At 71.5% G+C, this 16,822-nt stretch carries 16 protein-coding genes; 5 read left to right on the forward strand and 11 right to left on the reverse strand.

What is annotated here, in order from left to right:
- The first annotated feature begins 7 nt into the window (after positions 1-7).
- Positions 8-805, forward strand: a complete 798-nt coding sequence (locus tag HNR09_RS00235) for an alpha/beta fold hydrolase (protein WP_179540221.1) — start codon at positions 8-10, stop codon at positions 803-805.
- Here the strand turns inward: HNR09_RS00235 and HNR09_RS00240 are convergent.
- From HNR09_RS00240 to HNR09_RS00250, 3 genes are all read right to left on the reverse strand, one after another.
- Complete coding sequence (locus HNR09_RS00240) at positions 772-2,145, reverse strand: hypothetical protein (RefSeq protein ID WP_179540222.1); 1,374 nt, start codon at positions 2,143-2,145, stop codon at positions 772-774. The two genes, HNR09_RS00235 and HNR09_RS00240, sit on opposite strands and share 34 nt — an antisense overlap.
- 125 nt (positions 2,146-2,270) lie before the next feature.
- Positions 2,271-5,504, reverse strand: a complete 3,234-nt coding sequence (locus tag HNR09_RS00245; RefSeq protein ID WP_179540223.1) for an AAA family ATPase — start codon at positions 5,502-5,504, stop codon at positions 2,271-2,273.
- Positions 5,501-6,739: an exonuclease SbcCD subunit D gene (locus HNR09_RS00250; RefSeq protein ID WP_179540224.1), complete on the reverse strand. Its 1,239-nt coding sequence runs from the start codon at positions 6,737-6,739 to the stop codon at positions 5,501-5,503. Before HNR09_RS00250 ends, HNR09_RS00245 begins: the two co-directional genes overlap by 4 nt.
- A gap of 117 nt (positions 6,740-6,856) precedes the next feature.
- On the opposite strand from HNR09_RS00250, the gene HNR09_RS00255 reads away from it, so the two are divergent.
- On the forward strand, positions 6,857-7,693 hold the full coding sequence (locus HNR09_RS00255) for an ADP-ribosylglycohydrolase family protein (RefSeq protein ID WP_179540225.1): 837 nt from the start codon (positions 6,857-6,859) through the stop codon (positions 7,691-7,693).
- Here HNR09_RS00255 and HNR09_RS00260 read toward each other — a convergent pair.
- The 7 genes from HNR09_RS00260 to clpS are packed head-to-tail and all read right to left on the reverse strand — an operon-like array spanning position 7,677 to position 12,959.
- On the reverse strand, positions 7,677-8,750 hold the full coding sequence (locus HNR09_RS00260; RefSeq protein WP_179540226.1) for an exonuclease domain-containing protein: 1,074 nt from the start codon (positions 8,748-8,750) through the stop codon (positions 7,677-7,679). The two genes, HNR09_RS00255 and HNR09_RS00260, sit on opposite strands and share 17 nt — an antisense overlap.
- On the reverse strand, positions 8,747-9,397 hold the full coding sequence (rdgB, locus tag HNR09_RS00265; RefSeq protein ID WP_179540227.1) for an RdgB/HAM1 family non-canonical purine NTP pyrophosphatase: 651 nt from the start codon (positions 9,395-9,397) through the stop codon (positions 8,747-8,749). The genes HNR09_RS00260 and rdgB overlap by 4 nt, the downstream gene beginning before the upstream one ends.
- Positions 9,394-10,134 carry a ribonuclease PH gene (rph, locus tag HNR09_RS00270; protein WP_179540228.1) on the reverse strand — a complete coding sequence of 247 codons (741 nt, stop codon included), beginning with the start codon at positions 10,132-10,134 and terminating at the stop codon, positions 9,394-9,396. Before rph ends, rdgB begins: the two co-directional genes overlap by 4 nt.
- Positions 10,127-11,008: an MBL fold metallo-hydrolase gene (locus tag HNR09_RS00275; protein ID WP_179540229.1), complete on the reverse strand. Its 882-nt coding sequence runs from the start codon at positions 11,006-11,008 to the stop codon at positions 10,127-10,129. Before HNR09_RS00275 ends, rph begins: the two co-directional genes overlap by 8 nt.
- Before the next feature lie 16 nt (positions 11,009-11,024).
- Positions 11,025-11,984: a glutamate racemase gene (gene murI / locus HNR09_RS00280; protein WP_179540230.1), complete on the reverse strand. Its 960-nt coding sequence runs from the start codon at positions 11,982-11,984 to the stop codon at positions 11,025-11,027.
- Positions 11,981-12,646, reverse strand: coding sequence for a DUF2017 family protein (locus HNR09_RS00285; RefSeq protein WP_179540231.1), 666 nt, complete (start codon positions 12,644-12,646; stop codon positions 11,981-11,983). Before HNR09_RS00285 ends, murI begins: the two co-directional genes overlap by 4 nt.
- Positions 12,647-12,650: 4 nt before the next feature.
- Positions 12,651-12,959, reverse strand: coding sequence for an ATP-dependent Clp protease adapter ClpS (clpS, locus tag HNR09_RS15910; RefSeq protein ID WP_218881851.1), 309 nt, complete (start codon positions 12,957-12,959; stop codon positions 12,651-12,653).
- 24 nt (positions 12,960-12,983) lie between these two features.
- Between clpS and HNR09_RS00290 the strand changes: the two genes are divergently transcribed.
- Positions 12,984-14,336, forward strand: a complete 1,353-nt coding sequence (locus HNR09_RS00290) for a nicotinate phosphoribosyltransferase (RefSeq protein WP_343047382.1) — start codon at positions 12,984-12,986, stop codon at positions 14,334-14,336.
- On the opposite strand, the gene HNR09_RS00295 is transcribed toward HNR09_RS00290, so the two are convergent.
- Positions 14,329-14,922, reverse strand: a complete 594-nt coding sequence (locus HNR09_RS00295) for a cupin domain-containing protein (protein ID WP_179540233.1) — start codon at positions 14,920-14,922, stop codon at positions 14,329-14,331. The two genes, HNR09_RS00290 and HNR09_RS00295, sit on opposite strands and share 8 nt — an antisense overlap.
- Positions 14,923-15,029: 107 nt before the next feature.
- Between HNR09_RS00295 and HNR09_RS00300 the strand changes: the two genes are divergently transcribed.
- A complete protein-coding gene (locus HNR09_RS00300) occupies positions 15,030-16,046 on the forward strand; it encodes an NAD(P)/FAD-dependent oxidoreductase (protein WP_179540234.1) in 1,017 nt (338 codons plus the stop codon).
- Between the two features lie 103 nt (positions 16,047-16,149).
- A complete protein-coding gene (locus HNR09_RS00305; protein WP_179540235.1) occupies positions 16,150-16,794 on the forward strand; it encodes an isochorismatase family protein in 645 nt (214 codons plus the stop codon).
- Positions 16,795-16,822 lie beyond the last annotated feature (28 nt).

Below are 16,822 nucleotides of genomic sequence, written 5' to 3' on the forward strand. Positions count from 1 at the left end.
GGATCCCGTGAGACGCCTATATCACCCCGCTCCGGAGACCTTCCGCACTCCGTCCGGGCTCACCGCCCATCTGTGGCGCGGCGCCGACGCCGCCCCCGCACCTGTGGTGCTGATCCACGGCTACGGGTCCAACGTGCTGTTCAACTGGGTGAAGACCGGGTGGCTCGAGCCGCTGGCCGAGCACGGGCGCAGCATCCTGGCCGTGGACCTGCCGGGGCACGGCACCTCCGCCGAAGTGGACCCGGCTGGGGTGCGTGCCGAGGACCTGCTGGTCGATCTGCGCACTCTGCTCGTCGATCATCTCCAGGCCGGCGTGTCCACGACTCCTGTCACCGTCCACGGGTATTCCCTCGGTTCCCGGCTGGCTTGGCAGTTCGCCGCCGCGAACCCGGAGCTGTTGGCCCTGCTGGTGATGGGCGGCTCGCCGGCCTCGGACCGGCTCTCCGGGCTGGACTCCGACGCGGCCCGCCGCTGGGCGCGGGAGGGGACTCCTCCGCGGGACGGGCTGACCCGCGCTGTGGTCACGGTGGCCGCGGCGATGCCGGACCAGAACCTGCCCCATGTGGTGGAGTTGCTGCTCAGCCTCGCCCAGGAGCCCTTCGATTTCGCCGCTGCGGTGCCTGCGGTCCCGACTCTGGTGGTCGCCGGGGAGAAGGACGAGATCGCTGTGGGTGCTTCGCACCTGGCGCAGCTGGTCCGCCGCACCGGTGCTGCGGCACGGTTCGTGGAGATCGCGGGCCGCACCCACGTCAATGTGCTGACCTCCCGGATCTACAAGGACTCCGTCCTCGATGCCCTCCCCTGAACGGGCGGTGCGGACCGCTGCGGCCGCAGCGTCAGCATGGCCGGCACCAGCGCACCGCCGACGACGACCGCGGCCGCCCAGGGGCGGCCCGCATGCTCGGCCACCAGACCGGCGGCGCTGAGCCCCAGCACCAGACCCACCAGCAGCGCCCCCGCGACGGTGCTCAGCGTGGAGACCAGGTCCGCGGTGGGCGCACGACGGGCCACGACACGATAGACCTCCACGACCAGCACACCCAGGGAGACTCCGACCCCCAGGAACATCACCGCGGAGAGGACCAGGCCTGGCAGGCCGCCCTGCTGGGCCAGGATCGTTGCGACCACCGCCGCCAGAAGCGCCGCCCACCAGGCCAGGAGCACGGCGAAGAGCCGCCGACGCCTTGGCACGTCCAGGGCGGTGAATCGAGCGGGAAGCCAGCGGGAGCTCAGCATCCCGGCCGCGCCGCAGCACCCCAGCAGCAGGCCTGCCGCACCCGGGCGGTGCACGTCCTGGGCGATGATCAGCGCCACGATCGCTGAGCCGCCCGCGACGATCCCCAGTCCGAGGCTCACCGCCGGCGCCCCCGCCAGGGAGGAGCTGCCGGCACGTCCTCCGGGACCCACAGGGTGAGTGGGCTCTCCCGGGTGTTCCGGGGCGAAGCCCCTGGCCTCGATGACCATCTGCTGGCCGTGCTCCACTGCCGTCAGCGGCACTCGCAGCGGCTCCAGGGGACCGTCCTCGTCCGGGCGCGTGGTCTCATGTGTGGCGTCAAGCTCTGCGGCGATCGGTTCCATCGCATAGGCGGGCACCGCCAGCGCGCCGAGGAGCGCGGCGACCATGAGTCCCGCCCCCGCTCCGAGCGATCCGCTGAGCAGTCCGACCAGCAGCGGAGAGAGAACCAGCAGCAGGTCGTCCACAGACGCTTCCCGACGCATCCACGGGCCGGCAGCGATGCCTCGCTCGGGCCGGTGGCGATGAAGGTGCCAGCCTCGCACTCGGTTCATGGCGCTCACCGCCGGTGCGGTCAGACCGGCGGCGAACGAGAAGACCAGGGCAGCGGCGAGCAGCGTCCACGAAGGCTCCTGGCCCGGTCCGGGGTTCACCGCGGGGATGACCGCCAGGATCAGCACCAACAGGATCACATGGAGCCCGGCAGTGGCCAGCAGCACCGCCCGTTGACCGAACCGATCAGCCGCGGCGCCGGCGCAGGGCACCGAGAGGGCGAGTCCGATCAGGGCGAAGCTGGTCATCAGGGCCGTGACGGTGAGGGAGCCGGCGCCGGTCGCGGCGAAGAGCATCCCGACGGGAAGCAGCGCGGCCGGTGCGCGCGCGGCACCGCTGAGCCATCTCGACGGTGCCACCCGGTACATCCTGCCTCCCTCTCGTCACGACACGAGCCGCTGCACCGGCCTGATGCTGCGGCCGCCGCGCGGCCTGGCCCCGACACACATTCCGCGAGCGAGGGCCGCCCACGGGACGACCTCGTTCAGGGAACGCTGAGCGTGTCCTCCGCAGAGTGTTGCGGGGAGTCTATGGCACCGGGGATCAGCATGCTGACAGTGGAGCCGGTGCGCCGTCGGATGACCTGCAGCTGAGTGGGGATCGCCCGGTGCATCTCTGTCACGTGGCTGACGACCCCGACCCGCCGCCCTTCGCCCTGGAGACGGTGCAGGGCGGCCATCACGTGGTCCAGGCTCTCCTCGTCCAGTGAACCGAAGCCCTCATCGATGAAGAGGCTCTCCAGTCCCACTCCCCCGGCTTCGGACTGCACCACTTCAGCCAGTCCCAGAGCCATCGCCAGGGAGGCCATGAACGTCTCCCCGCCCGAGAGCGACGAGGTGGGTCGCTCATGGTCACTGTGCTCATCATGGACCTTCAGCTCCAGCCCGTGACGCCGTCCCGTGCCCTCGGCATCATCGTGGAGCAGCTGATAACGCCCTTCCGACATGGTCTGCAGGTGTCGGGTCGCGGCGGACGCGACCCTCTCCAGCCGGCCGGCGAGCACGTAGCTGGTCAGCGTCATGCGGCGAGGATTGTCCGGACCGGCACCGTTGAGGGTGGAGGCGAGCTCCGCGAGCCGACGGTGCTCAGCCAGCTCTCCGTCCCGGGCCCGCAGCGCCGCGGTCATCCGCAGACAGGCCTCGCCCGCGGCGCGTCGTCGGTCCTCGAAACGGTCGCGGGCGCTCTGTGCCTGGTGATGACGTGCGTCCGCAGCCTCGGCGTGCTGCTCGGCGGCCCGGACTGTGACCTCCTCGGGGAGCGTCGGCTCCTCCTCGCGGAGGGCGTGGGCCGCCACGATGTCCTGAGACTCCTCCGCAAGACCCAGCCGCTGTTCCTCCCTGTTCCACGCCTGGATCATCTTCTGATGGTCGTGCACGGCGGCGTCGTCCAGGAGAGCGGAGTCGAGCTCCTCCTCAGCGGCCACCGGCGAGTCCTGCAGATGCTGGCGGGCAGACTCGCGAGCCGCCCGGGCCGACCCCTCAGCGTCCCGCCACCGGTTGAGGACCGTCTCGGCCTCCCGGCACCGGGTCTCGAGGAGCTCGAGCGCGGTCAGGCGTGCTCCGACGTCGGGGTGAGAGCCGCGCAGCCGGGTGAGGAGCACGTCCGACGTGGTGATCTCGTGGGTCAGTCGATCCACCTCAGCCTCGGCCCGCTCGAGAGCATGGCCCCCGGCGAGACGGCCGCGCCGCGCGGCGGCGAGCTCCTCGCGGAGCCGCGCGAGGTCCGCCTCCCGTCGGCGCTGGTCCCGCAGACTCTGCTCCGCCATGTCATGCCGCCGCTGCGCGTCCTCGAGCTCGGCGGCGGCAGTCTCCACGAGCGCCTCGCCCGCGCACACCTCCACGCGCGTCGCGGGGGCGGGGTCGGCAGGGTCGGGGTCGGCGCCGCCTGCTTCCCGGAGCTGCCGGGCGAGCTCGGACAGGTCCTCCTCGAGCTCCCGGACCGCTTCGCGGGCGGCCTCGAACGCGGAGTCCGCCCGGGCGCGGGCGCGGGCGGCGTCATGGAGGTGTTCGGTGGCCTGCTCGACGTCCTCCTCACCGACCTCCCGCGCTGGCTCCTCAGAGGCCTCCTGATCGGCGCCTCTCGCGGGATCGGGATGATCGGTGGAGCCGCAGACCAGGCAGGGCTCTCCGGAGACCAGGTCTGCGGCGAGGCGGCGTGCCACCGTGCTCAGGTGCCCGGCGAGGAGCCGGCGCCTGCGGGCGTCGGCCGACTGCTCGGTGCGTTCAGCCTCCAGCGCCGCGGCCCGGGCTTTGTCGGCACGGCCGCGGCGCTGATCCAGCTGACCCGCCAGCTCGGCACGGCGCCGGTGCAACCTCAGGAATCCTTCCAGGACCCTGCTCCGGTGCTCGAGCTCCTCGACGTCTTGCCAGGCTGCGGCGAGCTTCTGCTCACCTTCGGCGATCCCGGTGATCTCCTCGTCGAGCCTGCGGCAGATCTCCTGCTGTTCGCCGACCCGACGCCGGGCGAGGGTCAGCTCGTCGTCGACCTCGCGTCGCCGCCGTTCCAGCCGCGCGGCGTCCTGCTCCTGGAGGGCTCCGCGCAGCTGCGCCAGCTCATCGAGCAGCACCCGGAGCGGCTGCGGATCCGGGGTTCCGTCAGCGGACACCAGCGCGGCGGCCGCCGTCCCGTCGGTGTCGACATCCTGTTGTGCGCCGAGCGTCGCCCGCAGCGCGACGATCTGTTCTGCGGCGTGGTCGCGCCGCGTGCCGGCCTCATGTTCGAGGCGCTCGGCGTTGACAAACCAGTGGCGGATCTCCGTGGCCTGCTGATGCCGGGTGAGCTCGGTGCGGTGCTGCTGCACCGCCTCGCGCCGAGCCTCATGGGCGGCACGTCGCTCCTCGTGGGCAGCGAGCCCCTGCAGCAGGGTCCGACGTCGGCGGAGCACCTCTGCGCGGTCACGCGCAGCCCCTTCCTCGGCGGCGGCGGTCTCCACGCTGCGCGCCAGGTCCCGAGCCAGCCAATCAGCGAGAAGCTCCAGGGCCTCGCCCAGTTCCCCCGGAGGCACCGCAGTGAAGCGCGAGAGGTCCTCCCCCAGCGCCGGCTTCAGCATGGCCTGCGCCTGGGAGCGGACGCCGTCGGCGGTGACCTCCACGCGGTGCTCGGCCCGGGCGATCCGTTCGCGCAGCTGCTTGGCCCGGTCGTTGAGCTCGGCCTCCAAACTCTGGAACAGAGTGGTGTCGAAGAGCTTCTGCAGGAGCTTCTGCTTCTCCATGCTGTTCGCGTGCAGGAACTGGGCGAACTCGCCCTGCGGCAGCAGGATAACCTTGGTGAACTGATGGCGGTCCAGCGGCAGGATGTCCTGGATCTCCTTGGAGGCGGCCTGCACCCCGCTGGTGACCTCCCGCCACTGCTCGCCGTCGTGGACCTGGAGCAGCACGGTCTGGTTCTGCGCGACGAAGCCGGTCTTCGCCCGACGACTCGGCCGCCGATGCGGAGGGGTGCGGCGGATCAGCCAGCGCCGGTCCGACTGGGTGAACTCCAGCTCCACGCTGGGCTCGCGCTCCGGGGGCGCGAGGTGACTGTGGAGCCCTGCCACGTCACGCTGACCCGGCACGTCGCCGTAGAGCGCGAAGGTGACGGCGTCGAGCACCGTCGTCTTGCCGGAGCCGGTGCGGCCGTGCAGCAGGAACAGCCCGTCGGCGCTCAGGGCGTCGAAGTCGATCTCCTCGGTCCCGGGGAACGGGCCGAAGGCGGTCAGCCGCAGCCGATGGAGCCTCATGACGTCCCCTCCTCCGGAGCGGGGCCTCCGGTGCGGGCCAGGTCCACGCGCACCGCGGCCAGCGCCTCGATGAGGATCTCCTGCTCCTCCTCCCCCGGCCCACGTCCGCGGACGTGCTCGAGGAAGGAGTCCACCACCTGCCCCGGCGTCTCCGCCTGATGCAGGGCCTCGGCGTAGCCGGCCGCGGCGCCGGGTTCCTGCGGGGGACGGTGGGCGAAGGTCGCCAGGTGCGGATAGGCCTCCTGGACACGCTGGAATGCGCGCTCAGGGCGCACGGCGTCGGTGACGGTGACCTGGACGAAGTCCTCGCAGTGGCGCCTGACGGTGGACTCGTCCAGGATCTCCTCGAGCGCGCCGCGCAGCTGGGCGAGGTCTCGGCCGATGTGCCAGTCCAGTCCGGTGATCGCGGACCAGTCCGTGCTGTCCCAGAGCCAGGCGCCCTTGGCCTGCCGCGCCTCGGAGAAGGAGTAGCGCAGCGGCGAGCCGCTGTAGCGGACCTGCGGGGCCAGACGCTGCCGACCGTGCAGGTGTCCCAGCGCGGTGTAGTCGAAGCCCTCGAACAGGGACAGCGGGACCACGGCGAGACCGCCGGAGCTCTCCTCCGAGTGCTCCATGGGCTCCCCTGAGGGTGCCTCGACGCCGATGGCCCGCTCCGAGTCGGAACCCACCCCGTGGGCTGCGAACAGGTGGGCCATCAGGACGGTCCGCAGCGTCGCTCCGGGGCGGATGTCCTGGCGGCGGCGGTCGACGTCCGCCTGGATCCTCCTGATGACCTCCTCCATGAGCGCGGTGTGGCTGACCCGCCCGAGACCCAGGCGTGAGGCATAGAGCTGCGGCTCCAGATAGGGCACCCCGTAGACCAGGACGACCTCCTCGCCGTCGTCGAGCGTCACCGGGGTCCAGGCGTCCTCCAGGGAGGTGCGCAGGTGGACGCCCGAGGCCGCCATCAGGCCACGCCCGAATCCCAGCCGCTGGGCGGAGTCATGGTTTCCGGAGGTGATGATGACGGTGACCCCGGCGTCGGCGAGCCGCAGCAGGCAGCGCTCCAGCATGCTCACCGCCCATTCCGGGGGCAGGGCGCGATCGTAGACGTCTCCGGCGACGAGGACCACGCCCACCCGCTGGTCCTCGACCGTCCGGCAGACGGTGTCCAGCATCTCCTGCTGGGCGTCGACCAGAGAGGTGCCGTGGAAGCCGCGTCCCAGATGCCAGTCGGAGGTGTGGAGCCATCGCATGGCTCCACGGTATCGGCAGGCGGTGACGCGTGCCGGCAGACGCGCAGCAGGGCACGCGCGCGGCAGCGGCCACCGGGCGGGTCAGCGGCAGCAGGACGGACTGGTTACAGTATGGGCGTGACCCCCGACGATCCCTCCCTCAGACCTCCGGCCCCCGATGGCTTCTCCGACGCCCGACTGATCACCCGCTTCGCTCCGGTGCTCCGCGCCGGTCTCGGCGCCGCCCTGGCCGCCGGCGACTCCGGCCCCAGGCTGCACGCCGAGGCCCTGCACCAGGTGTGCCTCGCCGATGGTCTGCTGGAGCTGCTGGACTGGACCCGGCAGGGTGTGGCCGCCGACCCGCTGGCCTGCCTCTGGCTGGCCTCGCTGCGCTGGCATCGGCTGCTGACCGGCTCCTTCCCGGAGGGCGCCCCCGAGCCGCCGGCCCGCGCCACCGACCGGGCGCTGGCCGAGCTGCTGAACGGCCGGTCTCCGACGCTGGCACTGATGCCGGACAGCGGAGAGGTCTCCCGCCGGGGACTGGCCACCGGAGAGATGGCCTACCCCTCCTCACCGGCGCAGCCGGAGTGCGCCGACCCTTCCGGTCTGCTGCGGCTGGTGCCGCTGGCGCTGGTCCCCTACGTGGAGGACTCCATGCTGCTGCGCTGGACGGAACAGGCGCTGGCCCTGACCCAGGGCCATCCCCGGCTCCATGCCGACGCAGCTCGGCTCGTCGCGACGGTGCGTGGACTCGGCGCCCAGGAGGAACCCGGTCCGGCGGCGGTCCGGGCGGCGCTCGCGCAGGCGCGAGACATCATGACCGATGCCGACGAGGTCACCGCCGCCGCGGTGCTGGCCCAGGTGCGGGCCGCGGGCGGTCAGCAGCCCGACGTCACCGCCCTTCCGGACGAGCTCGAGGCGACCCTGCAGGCCGCCCTGCTGACGCCCTGGCAGCGCGTCACAGCCCCGGTGTGAGTCGGACGGCGGCGGTCGGCGGCGGACCTGCGGTCGCGGGCCAGGACTCTCCCAGCAGCTCACGGAACTCCTCCTCGGCGAGCACCTGCAGCGCCTGCCCCTGCCGCCGGCGCCGGAGGGCGTCCCGGGACTTGTTGGTCTGCAGCGGGACCTGCTCAGTGGACTCCGTCGAGCGGTAGCCGTCGCCGACCACCAGCAGAGTCGTCCCCGCGGTGACCCGGGAGGTGGTCTGCCCGCCATGGGCGGCCACCAGACGTTTGGCCTCGGGGCGCGGAATGCTCAGACTCCCGGTGAAGACCACCTGCTCCCCATGGAGCGGATGGGCCGGGTCCGCGCCCTCGGAGGGCGGGAGGTTGCGGCCTTCGTCCTGCCAGCGCAGCAGATCCGGCAGCGCCTCGTCGGGGACCGTCCGGACCCGCGAGTCGAAGATCGGCCCCATCGCGCGCACCTGGGCGGTGGCCCGGGAGGGCTCCTCCGGGGATCCGGTCCAGGCCGGCAGATGCAGGGGCTCGAGGCTGCAGGAGAGGAAGAGCTCGTCCAGCTCGACGATCCCCTGCCGAGCAGAGATGTCGCAGACGATCGCCGCGCAGGCCCGTGCGTCCTCCAGGGCATGGTGATGGCGGCCGAGCGTGTGCCCGGCCTCGGCCGCGGACTTCGGCAGCGCGTGGGAGGGCAGATCGTAGACGACCCTCGACAGCTGCACGGAGCACCAGCAGCGCAGCCCTGGGGAGTCCATCCCGCTGACCTCGAGGGCGGCCTGGAAGACCTCGACGTCGAAGGCGGCATTGTGCGCCACCAGGGTGTCGGTGCCGATGAACGCCTCGATGTCCGCGAACGCCTCGGAGAAGCGCGGTGCCACGGCGACGGCCTCCGGGGAGAGCCCGTGCACGGCGACGTTCTTCGGGTCGAAGCGGTCGAAGCCCACCGGGGGGCGCAGTTCGGTGTAGTGGCTGGCCACCTCCACGCCGTCGCGAATCCGCACCAGACCCACCGAACAGGGCGAACCGCGGAACCCGTTGGCCGTCTCGAAGTCCACCGCGGTGAAGTTCAGGCTCACCGTTCGCGTGCTCCCTGCAGGACCTCGACGATCTCATCGCGAAGGGCAGCGAAGGCCTGGCCACGGTGGGAGATGGCGTTCTTCTCCTCCATGGTGAGCTCCGCACAGCTGCGGGTCTCCCCCACCGGCCGCAGGATCGGGTCGTAGCCGAATCCCCCGTCGCCACGGGGTGCGGTCAGCAGCGTGCCCTCCAGCCGGCCCAGCCGGGTGACCTCGCGGCCGTCGGGCAGGACGAGCGCGGCGGCGCAGACGAAGGCCGCGCCGCGGTGCGCGGGGGCGATGTCGGCCAGCTGCTCGAGCAGCAGCTCCAGGTTGCGGGCGTCGGTGGCGTCCGCGCCGGCCCAGCGGGCGGAGAAGATGCCTGGAGCTCCGCCGAGGACCTCCACCGCCAGACCGGAGTCATCGGCCACCGCAGGCAGACCGGTCTCGGCGGCCACAGCATGGGCCTTCAGCAGCGCGTTCTCCTCGAAGGTCACTCCGGTCTCCGGCACCTCGGCGCAGCCGGCGGTGGCGGCGTCGACGACGGCGACGTCCAAGTCCAGGTCTCCGAGCGCGGGGGCCCCGGCCAGCAGGGCGCGGAACTCACGGACCTTCCCGGCGTTGCGGGTGGCCAGCACGATCTGGGCGTCACGGGCGGCGGAGGTCACGAGGCCAGAGCCTCCTGCTGGAGCCGCGTCAGCTGCGCGGTGCCGGCGAGCGCGAGGTCGAGCAGCGCGTCGAGCTCGTCTCGGCGGAAGGGGGCACCCTCCGCGGTGCCCTGCACCTCGACGAACTCTCCTGCCCCGGTGGCGACCACGTTCATGTCGGTCTCGGCGGTGGAATCCTCCGAGTACGGGAGGTCCAGCACCGGGGTGCCGTTGAGCAGGATCCCCACGGAGACGGCTGCCACCGAGTCGGTGAGCACCTCGGCGCGGCGAGCCACATGGCCCTGCTCCCGGGCCCAGGCGACGGCGTCGGCGAGCGCCACGTAGGCGCCGGTGACGGCCGCGGTGCGTGTGCCGCCGTCGGCCTGCAGGACGTCACAGTCCAGGGTGATCATGTTCTCCCCCAGGGCGGCGGTGTCCACCACGGCGCGCAGCGAACGGCCGATCAGCCGGGAGATCTCGTGGGTGCGGCCCCCGATCTTCCCCTTCACGGATTCGCGGGAGGAGCGGGTGTTGGTGGCTCGGGGAAGCATGGCGTACTCGGCGGTGACCCAGCCGGTGCCACGGCCCTTGAGCCAGCGCGGGACGTTGGACTCGAAGGAGGCTGTGCACAGCACCCGGGTGCCGCCGAACTCGATGAGCGCCGAGCCTTCGGCGTGCTCGGACCATCCGCGGGTGATCCTCACCTCGCGCAGCTGGTCGGGGGCACGTCCATCGGCTCGCTGGAGGTTCTCAGTCACGCTGTGCTCTCACGGTCCTCTCGGGGTGGTCGGATGCGACGACGACGGCGGGTGCCGGCGAGGTCTGGGGTGCGGCGTCTCCGGAGGGCCCGACCCGGTAGGTCACTCCCCCGACAGCTACCGCGATGTCACCGGTGAACGTGCCGCGGGCGTGCTCCAGGAGGATCCGCTGGGAGGTCCACACCGGGATGTGGGTCAGCAGCAGCCGCCCGACGCCTGCGGCGGTGGCCATCTCGCCGGCACGGTGGCCGTTGAGGTGCACTCCTTCGATGTGGTCGTCCCGGCCGTCCTCGAAGGCGGCCTCGCAGAGGAAGAGGTCGGCACCCCGGGCGGCCTCGACGAGATTGTCACAGGCGTCGGTGTCCCCGGAATAGGTCAAGGTGCGCAGTCGGCCGTCCTCGCCGGAGACCTGCACCCGCAGCGCGTAGGCCTCGTCGATGGGATGCCGCACCGGGACCGGAGTGATGGTGAAGGGCCCGATCTGTTCGGCCTGCCAGGGGTTCCAGCTGCAGAAGTCGAAGTCCGGGTGCATGCCCGGGTCCGGTTCCATGCCGTAGGCGTTGGCGATGCGCTGGTCGGTGTAGATCGGTCCGAAGACCGGCAGGTGCTTGCCGGGCCAGCCGCCGGGACGCCAGCGGATCGCCACGTGGAGTCCGCAGAGGTCCATGTAGTGGTCGGGGTGCAGGTGGCTCAGGCAGACCGCGTCGAGGTCCTCCAGCGCGATGTGCTGCTGGAGCTTGCCCAGCGCGCCGTTGCCGAGGTCGAGGATGATCCGCCAGGTGCGCCCCTCATGCTCCGCGCTGAGCATGTAGCACGATGCCGGCGACTCGGGCCCGGGGAACGAGCCGCTGCATCCGATGATCGTCAGTTCCATGTCCTGCCCAGTCCCCTCAGGTCGTCTCTCCGCCAGCGGCGGCGCGCGGCACCGATGCAGCCGGTGGCGATGACGTCGACGGCGCGGTCGCACCGGCCAGCATAGCGTCGGTGATCTGTGGAATCACACCGGTGGGGTAGGTCTCCGTCACATGGTCGAGCTGCCGCACCTCCGCGACCTCGGGTCCCAGGAATCGGCGGGCCAGCCGACGGAACGAGTCGGCGGGCCCGGTGGAGAGGAAGATGTGCTCCCCGACCGAGGCGTCGGCGTCACGCAGCAGCCCATGTCGGGTGAGCGCGGCGAAGAGGTCCTTGGCGGTCTCCTCGGCTGAGGAGACCAGGGTGACCGAGTCGCCCATGACATAGGAGAGCACCCCGGTCAGCAGCGGGTAGTGGGTGCAGCCCAGCACCAGGGTGTCCACCTCCTGCTCACGCAGCGGAGCGGTGTACTCCTCGGCGGCGGCGATCAGTTCGGGCGAGGCGGTGATCCCGCGTTCCACGAACTCCACGAATCGTGGACAGGCCGCCGAGGTGACGTGGAGCTGCGGGGCCGCGGCGAAGGTGTCCTCGTAGGCGCGGGAGCCCACCGTGGCGGCCGTGCCGATGACGCCGATCCGTCCGGAGCGGGTCGCCGCCACGGCACGCCGCACCGCCGGCTGGATGACCTCCACCACGGGGATCCCGTAGCGCGCCGTGTACCGCTCCCGTGCGTCCCGGAGCACGGCAGAGGAGGCGGAGTTGCAGGCGATGACCAGGGCCTTGACCCCCGAGTCCACGAGCTCGTCCATGACGCCCAGGGACTGCGCCCGGACCTTCGCGATGGGCAGCGGGCCGTAGGGCCCGTGCGCGGTGTCCCCGATGTAGAGCACCGACTCGCCGGGCAGCTGGTCCAGCACCGCCCGGGCGACGGTCAGCCCGCCGACCCCAGAGTCGAAGATCCCGATGGGCGCCTCGGGATGAGGAGCAGCGGCCTTCACTCCCTGCCCTCCTCGTCGTCCTCGTCCTCGGGGAGGAACTCGACCATGGCGGTGAAGAGGGTCTCCTGCAGCCAGGTGATGAAGGTGTAGATCTCGGCCATGAAGGTCTCGGTGTTCTTCACCCGGCCGGAGACAGCGGCGCGGTGCACCCGCTCGGCATCCTCCTCGGTGCGGATCTCCATCCGGGTGGCCAGGGTCAGGCGCACGTCGTTGATGGCACGGCCGAACAGCGGCGCCTGGTCCTCTGCCAGCTGGACCGGGGAGGACTCCAGCAGCATGCGTGCGGTGCGCAGGTCGGCGATCTTGGACTCACGCAGGGAGGCCTCGGCGAGGCGCCGCAGCTGTCCGGCCTGCTCCGGGTCCCGCGAGGCCGCGGGAAGCAGGCGGGCGAGCACCTCGTCCCGCGGGGCGTCCAGGACCTCCGAGCCGCCGAGTCCGGCCAGCTCGGCGCTGAAGTGGGCGAGGACGGGGTCCTGCCGCAGATGCTGCGTCGACTCGGCATCCTCGTCCGTCACGGGCTCCGCGGAGTCCTCAGCGACCTCGTCGGTCCGCGACTGCAGCAGGTCGATGACGTCGCCGCAGAGCGAGCTCAGCAGACGGCGCTCATGGGCGTCCAGATCGGCGCGATAGCCGTGGGAGGTCGCGCGGAAGGCGGTGGCCATGGGTTCAGGCCTCCTCGAGGGTGGCCTGCAGCCCGAAGTGGTGCATGGCGGTGACGTGACGCTCGACCTGTTCGCGGGTCCCGGTGGCCACCACGGCGCGACCCTGCTCGTGGACCTGCATCATCAGCTGGTGCGCCCGCTGCCGAGAGTGCCCGAAGTAGCTGCGGAACACCCAGGCGACATAGGACATCAGATTGACGGGGTCGTTCCAGACGACGACCTGATACGGACGCTGGACGTGCTGGAGCGTCGAGAACTCTGCCTCGAGATCGGTCTCCTCACGGGTGAGCGTCGACCCTTCCACGGAGCTCATGCTGGTTATTCTACGCTGGGGGGCGTGACACATTCACTCCGACCGGAGGCTCGCGGCTTCTCACCGGCCGCGCCCCGCCCCTCCACCGCGCTTCTCACCGACCAGTACGAGCTGACCATGGTCCAGGCCGCCCTGCGGTCGGGGGCGGCGCATCGCCGCTGCGTGTTCGAGGTGTTCGCCCGCAGCCTGCCGGCAGGGAGGCGCTACGGGGTCGTGGCGGGCACCGGGCGGCTGCTCGAGGGCCTGGCGGACTTCCGCTTCGGGGGTCCGGAGCTGGACTTCCTGGCCGATCACCGGATCGTCGATGACGCCACCGTGGACTTCCTGCGCGAGTACCGCTTCAGCGGGAGCATCCACGGCTATGCCGAGGGCGAGGTCTTCTTCCCGCACTCCCCCGTGCTGCGCGTGGAGGCCAGCTTCGCGGAGGCGACCCTCCTGGAGACCTTCGTCCTCTCCGTGCTCAACCATGACTCGGCCATCGCCTCGGCTTCCTCGCGGATGACGGTGGCCGCAGGTGAGCGCCCCTGTGTGGAGATGGGATCGCGCCGCACGCAGGAGCACTCGGCGGTGGCCGCGGCACGGGCGGCGGTGATCACCGGGTTTTCGGCGACCTCGAACCTCGAGGCCGGGCGTCGTTGGGGGCTGCCCACTCTCGGCACCGCCGCGCACGCCTTCACCCTGCTCCACGATTCCGAGGAGCAGGCTTTCGCCGCACAGGTGGAGGCGTTCGGCGCAGGCACGTCGCTCCTGGTGGACACCTACGACGTCGAGGCCGCCGTGCACCGCGCGGTCGAGATCGCCGGACCGGAGCTGGGCGCGGTGCGGCTGGACTCCGGGGACCTGATCGAGCAGGCCCATCAGGTCCGCACACTGCTGGACTCGCTGGGCAACACCGAGACCCGGATCATCGTGACCTCGGACCTGGACGAGTACGCGATCGCACGTCTGCAGTCCGCCCCGGTGGACTCCTACGGCGTGGGCACCCAGCTGGTGACCGGCTCGGGCGCGCCGACGGCCTCGATGGTCTACAAGCTGGTCGAGCGCACCGACGACGACGGCGTCCCGGTCCCCGTTGCGAAGGCGGCGGTGGGCAAGACCAGCGTGGGCGGAGTCAAGCACCCGGTACGCACCTACGGCACCGACCATGTGGCGCAGGCCGAGGTGGTCGGCATCGGCCGGGCTCCCACCTTCGAGGCCGACGGCCACCGCGAGCTGATGGTGCCGCTGGTGGTCGACGGGGAGATCCGCGCCGAGCACACCGGCGCCGAGGGCGTGGAGCGCGCCCGCCGGCGCCACCGCGCCTCCGTGGACGAGCTTCCGGCCACTGCGACCAGCCTGCAGGACGGCGAGCCGGTGCTGCCGACGATCTTCAGCTGACCTCGGAGTCGACGCGTCCGGCGTCCCCGCCCGTCTGTTCGGGATCGGTGTGCGGCCCCATGGCCTCCTCGCTGAAGAGGCTGATGATCTCCGCCTCCCCGGGGCCGGCCGCGCTGAACGCGTGGGGGATCAGCGTGTCGAACTCCGCGGCCTCCCCGCGGCTGAGGATGACCTCCTCCTCGCCGAGCTGCAGGCGGAGGCGGCCGGAGGTCACATAGAACCATTCGTAGCCCCGGTGGGTGTGGAGCCGCTCATGCGGGGGCCGCTCCGCATAGGTGATCCGGAAGGCGTTGACCGGGGAACGCTCCTCGGAGAGGGGCTGGACCTCCATCCCCTCTGCGCGCCATCCGGGGCGGCTGACTCGGGGGTCGGATGCTTCGTGGACCAGCAGGTCGTCCACTGCGATGCCCAGTTCTCGGGTGAGCGGCAGCAGCAGCTCCAGACTCGCCTGCCGCTTGCCCGACTCCAGACGCGAGATCGTCGAGGTGGAGACCCCTGAGGCTCGGGCCAGCCGGTCCAGGGTCCAGCCCCGTGCCGTGCGTGCGCCACGCAGTCGGATCCCCACCTGCGCGAGTTCTCGGATCACGGTGCCTCGCCCTCCTTCGACGCGTGCGGATGCTTCCAGCCTCCCCAATTATTGCCAATTCTGCAAGATCGCTTTCTGTGAACCGTTCGCAGGAGGAGGATGGGAGCATGAACTCCACTCCTCCCCCCTCCTCCCGTCACACTGTCAGCGCCTCCGACCCTCGCCCTGAGTCAGGCGAGCTCTACGACGCAGTAGTCATCGGTGCGGGGCCGGCCGGCCTCAGCGCCGCCGTCGCCCTGGGCCGCGCCCGCCGTCGGGTGCTGATCATCGACGCCGGCTCACCCCGGAACCGGGCCGCCTCGCACCTGCACACGGTGCTGGGTCACGAGGGCCTGGATCCCGCCGAGCTGCTGCGCACCGGTCGCCAGGAGGCGCTCAGCTATGGAGCGGACCTCGTGCCCGGCGTCGTCGCCCGGGTCTCCGAAGCCTCCGTGGAGAGCGGGCCGGTCACTCTGACGGTCACCCTCGAGGACGGAAGCCAGGTCCTCGGCCGTGCGGTGATCGCCGCCGGCGGGCTCACCGACGAGCTGCCCGACGTGCCTGGGCTCGCCGAGCACTGGGGGTCCTCTGTGCTGCACTGCCCCTACTGCCATGGCTGGGAGGTCCGCGACAAGCGCCTGGGCGTGCTCGCCGCCGGGCCGATGGCCCTGCATCAGGCCGAGCTGCTGCGCCAGTGGACAGATCGGCTGACCTTCTTCAGCGCCGGCGCCGAGCCTCTCTCCGAGGAGACCACACGACGGCTCCGTGCCCGGAGCGTGGCCATCGAGCCTGCCGTCGTCACAGCGGTCCACGGCGAGGGCGGCGCGGTGACCGCCGTCGCGCTGGCCGACGGGCGCGAGGTGCCCGTGGACGCGATCTTCACCGCTGGCGCCCTGCGACCGCACGACGCACCCCTGGAGGAGCTCGGACTCGCACGCAGCGCCACCCCGATGGGTGAGTTCCTGTCCGTGGACCGCACCGGGCGCACCAGCCACCCGCGGGTCTGGGCCGTGGGCAACATCTCCGATCCCGCCGCCAACGTGGTGATGTCGATGAGTGCAGGGACCTTCGCCGGAGCCACGGCGAACATGACTCTGGTCAGCGAGGACTTCGACCTCGCGGAGTCGATCTCCATCCCCGGCTGAGCACGCCAGGGACTCTCCTGCACGCTGCTGCACCGCCGGCCTTCGGTGCAGTAGCGTGGGGGCACGTGGAGGACCCCACGCGCGCCGTTGAAGGAGGAGATCCATGGCCGAGGCCCTGATCATCGTCGACGTCCAGCACGACTTCTGCGAAGGCGGCACGCTCGCCGTGCAGGGCGGAGCCCATGTGGCGGGCGAGATCAGCGAGTTCTTGGAGGAGGCCCACGCGGACTTCGACGCCGTCGTCGCCACCCAGGACTGGCACATCGACCCCGGCGCCCACTTCGCCGAGAACCCCGACTTCCGCACCAGTTGGCCCGTGCACTGTGTGGCGGGCACCCCGGGGGCGGACCTCCACGAGGACTTGGACACCGACCACATCCAGACCCGCTTCCTCAAGGGGCAATACTCCGACGGATACTCCGGGTTCGAGGGCATGGTCGGAGACCCCGAGCGGGTGGGCACCCTCGAGGGCGAGAACGGCACCAAGGTGACCGCCGGCGACGCGGTCGCCGAGGAATCCCTGGACCTGCACGCCTGGCTCACCGATCAGGAGATCGACACGGTGACGATCGTCGGACTGGCCACCGATCATTGTGTGCGGGCCACCGTGCTCGACGCCGTGGAGAACGGCTACCGGGTGCGCGTCATCCGCGAGCTGACCGCCGGAGTCGATGCCGCACGCTCCGCCGAGACCTGGGAGGAGTTCGCCGAGGCTGAGGTCGAGGTACTCAGCCTCGAGGATCTCTGAGCCGACGCGCCGCGGAAGCTCCGAACCG

It is taken from the genome of Nesterenkonia xinjiangensis (assembly GCF_013410745.1).
Taxonomy (GTDB): Bacteria; Actinomycetota; Actinomycetes; order Actinomycetales; family Micrococcaceae; genus Nesterenkonia; species Nesterenkonia xinjiangensis.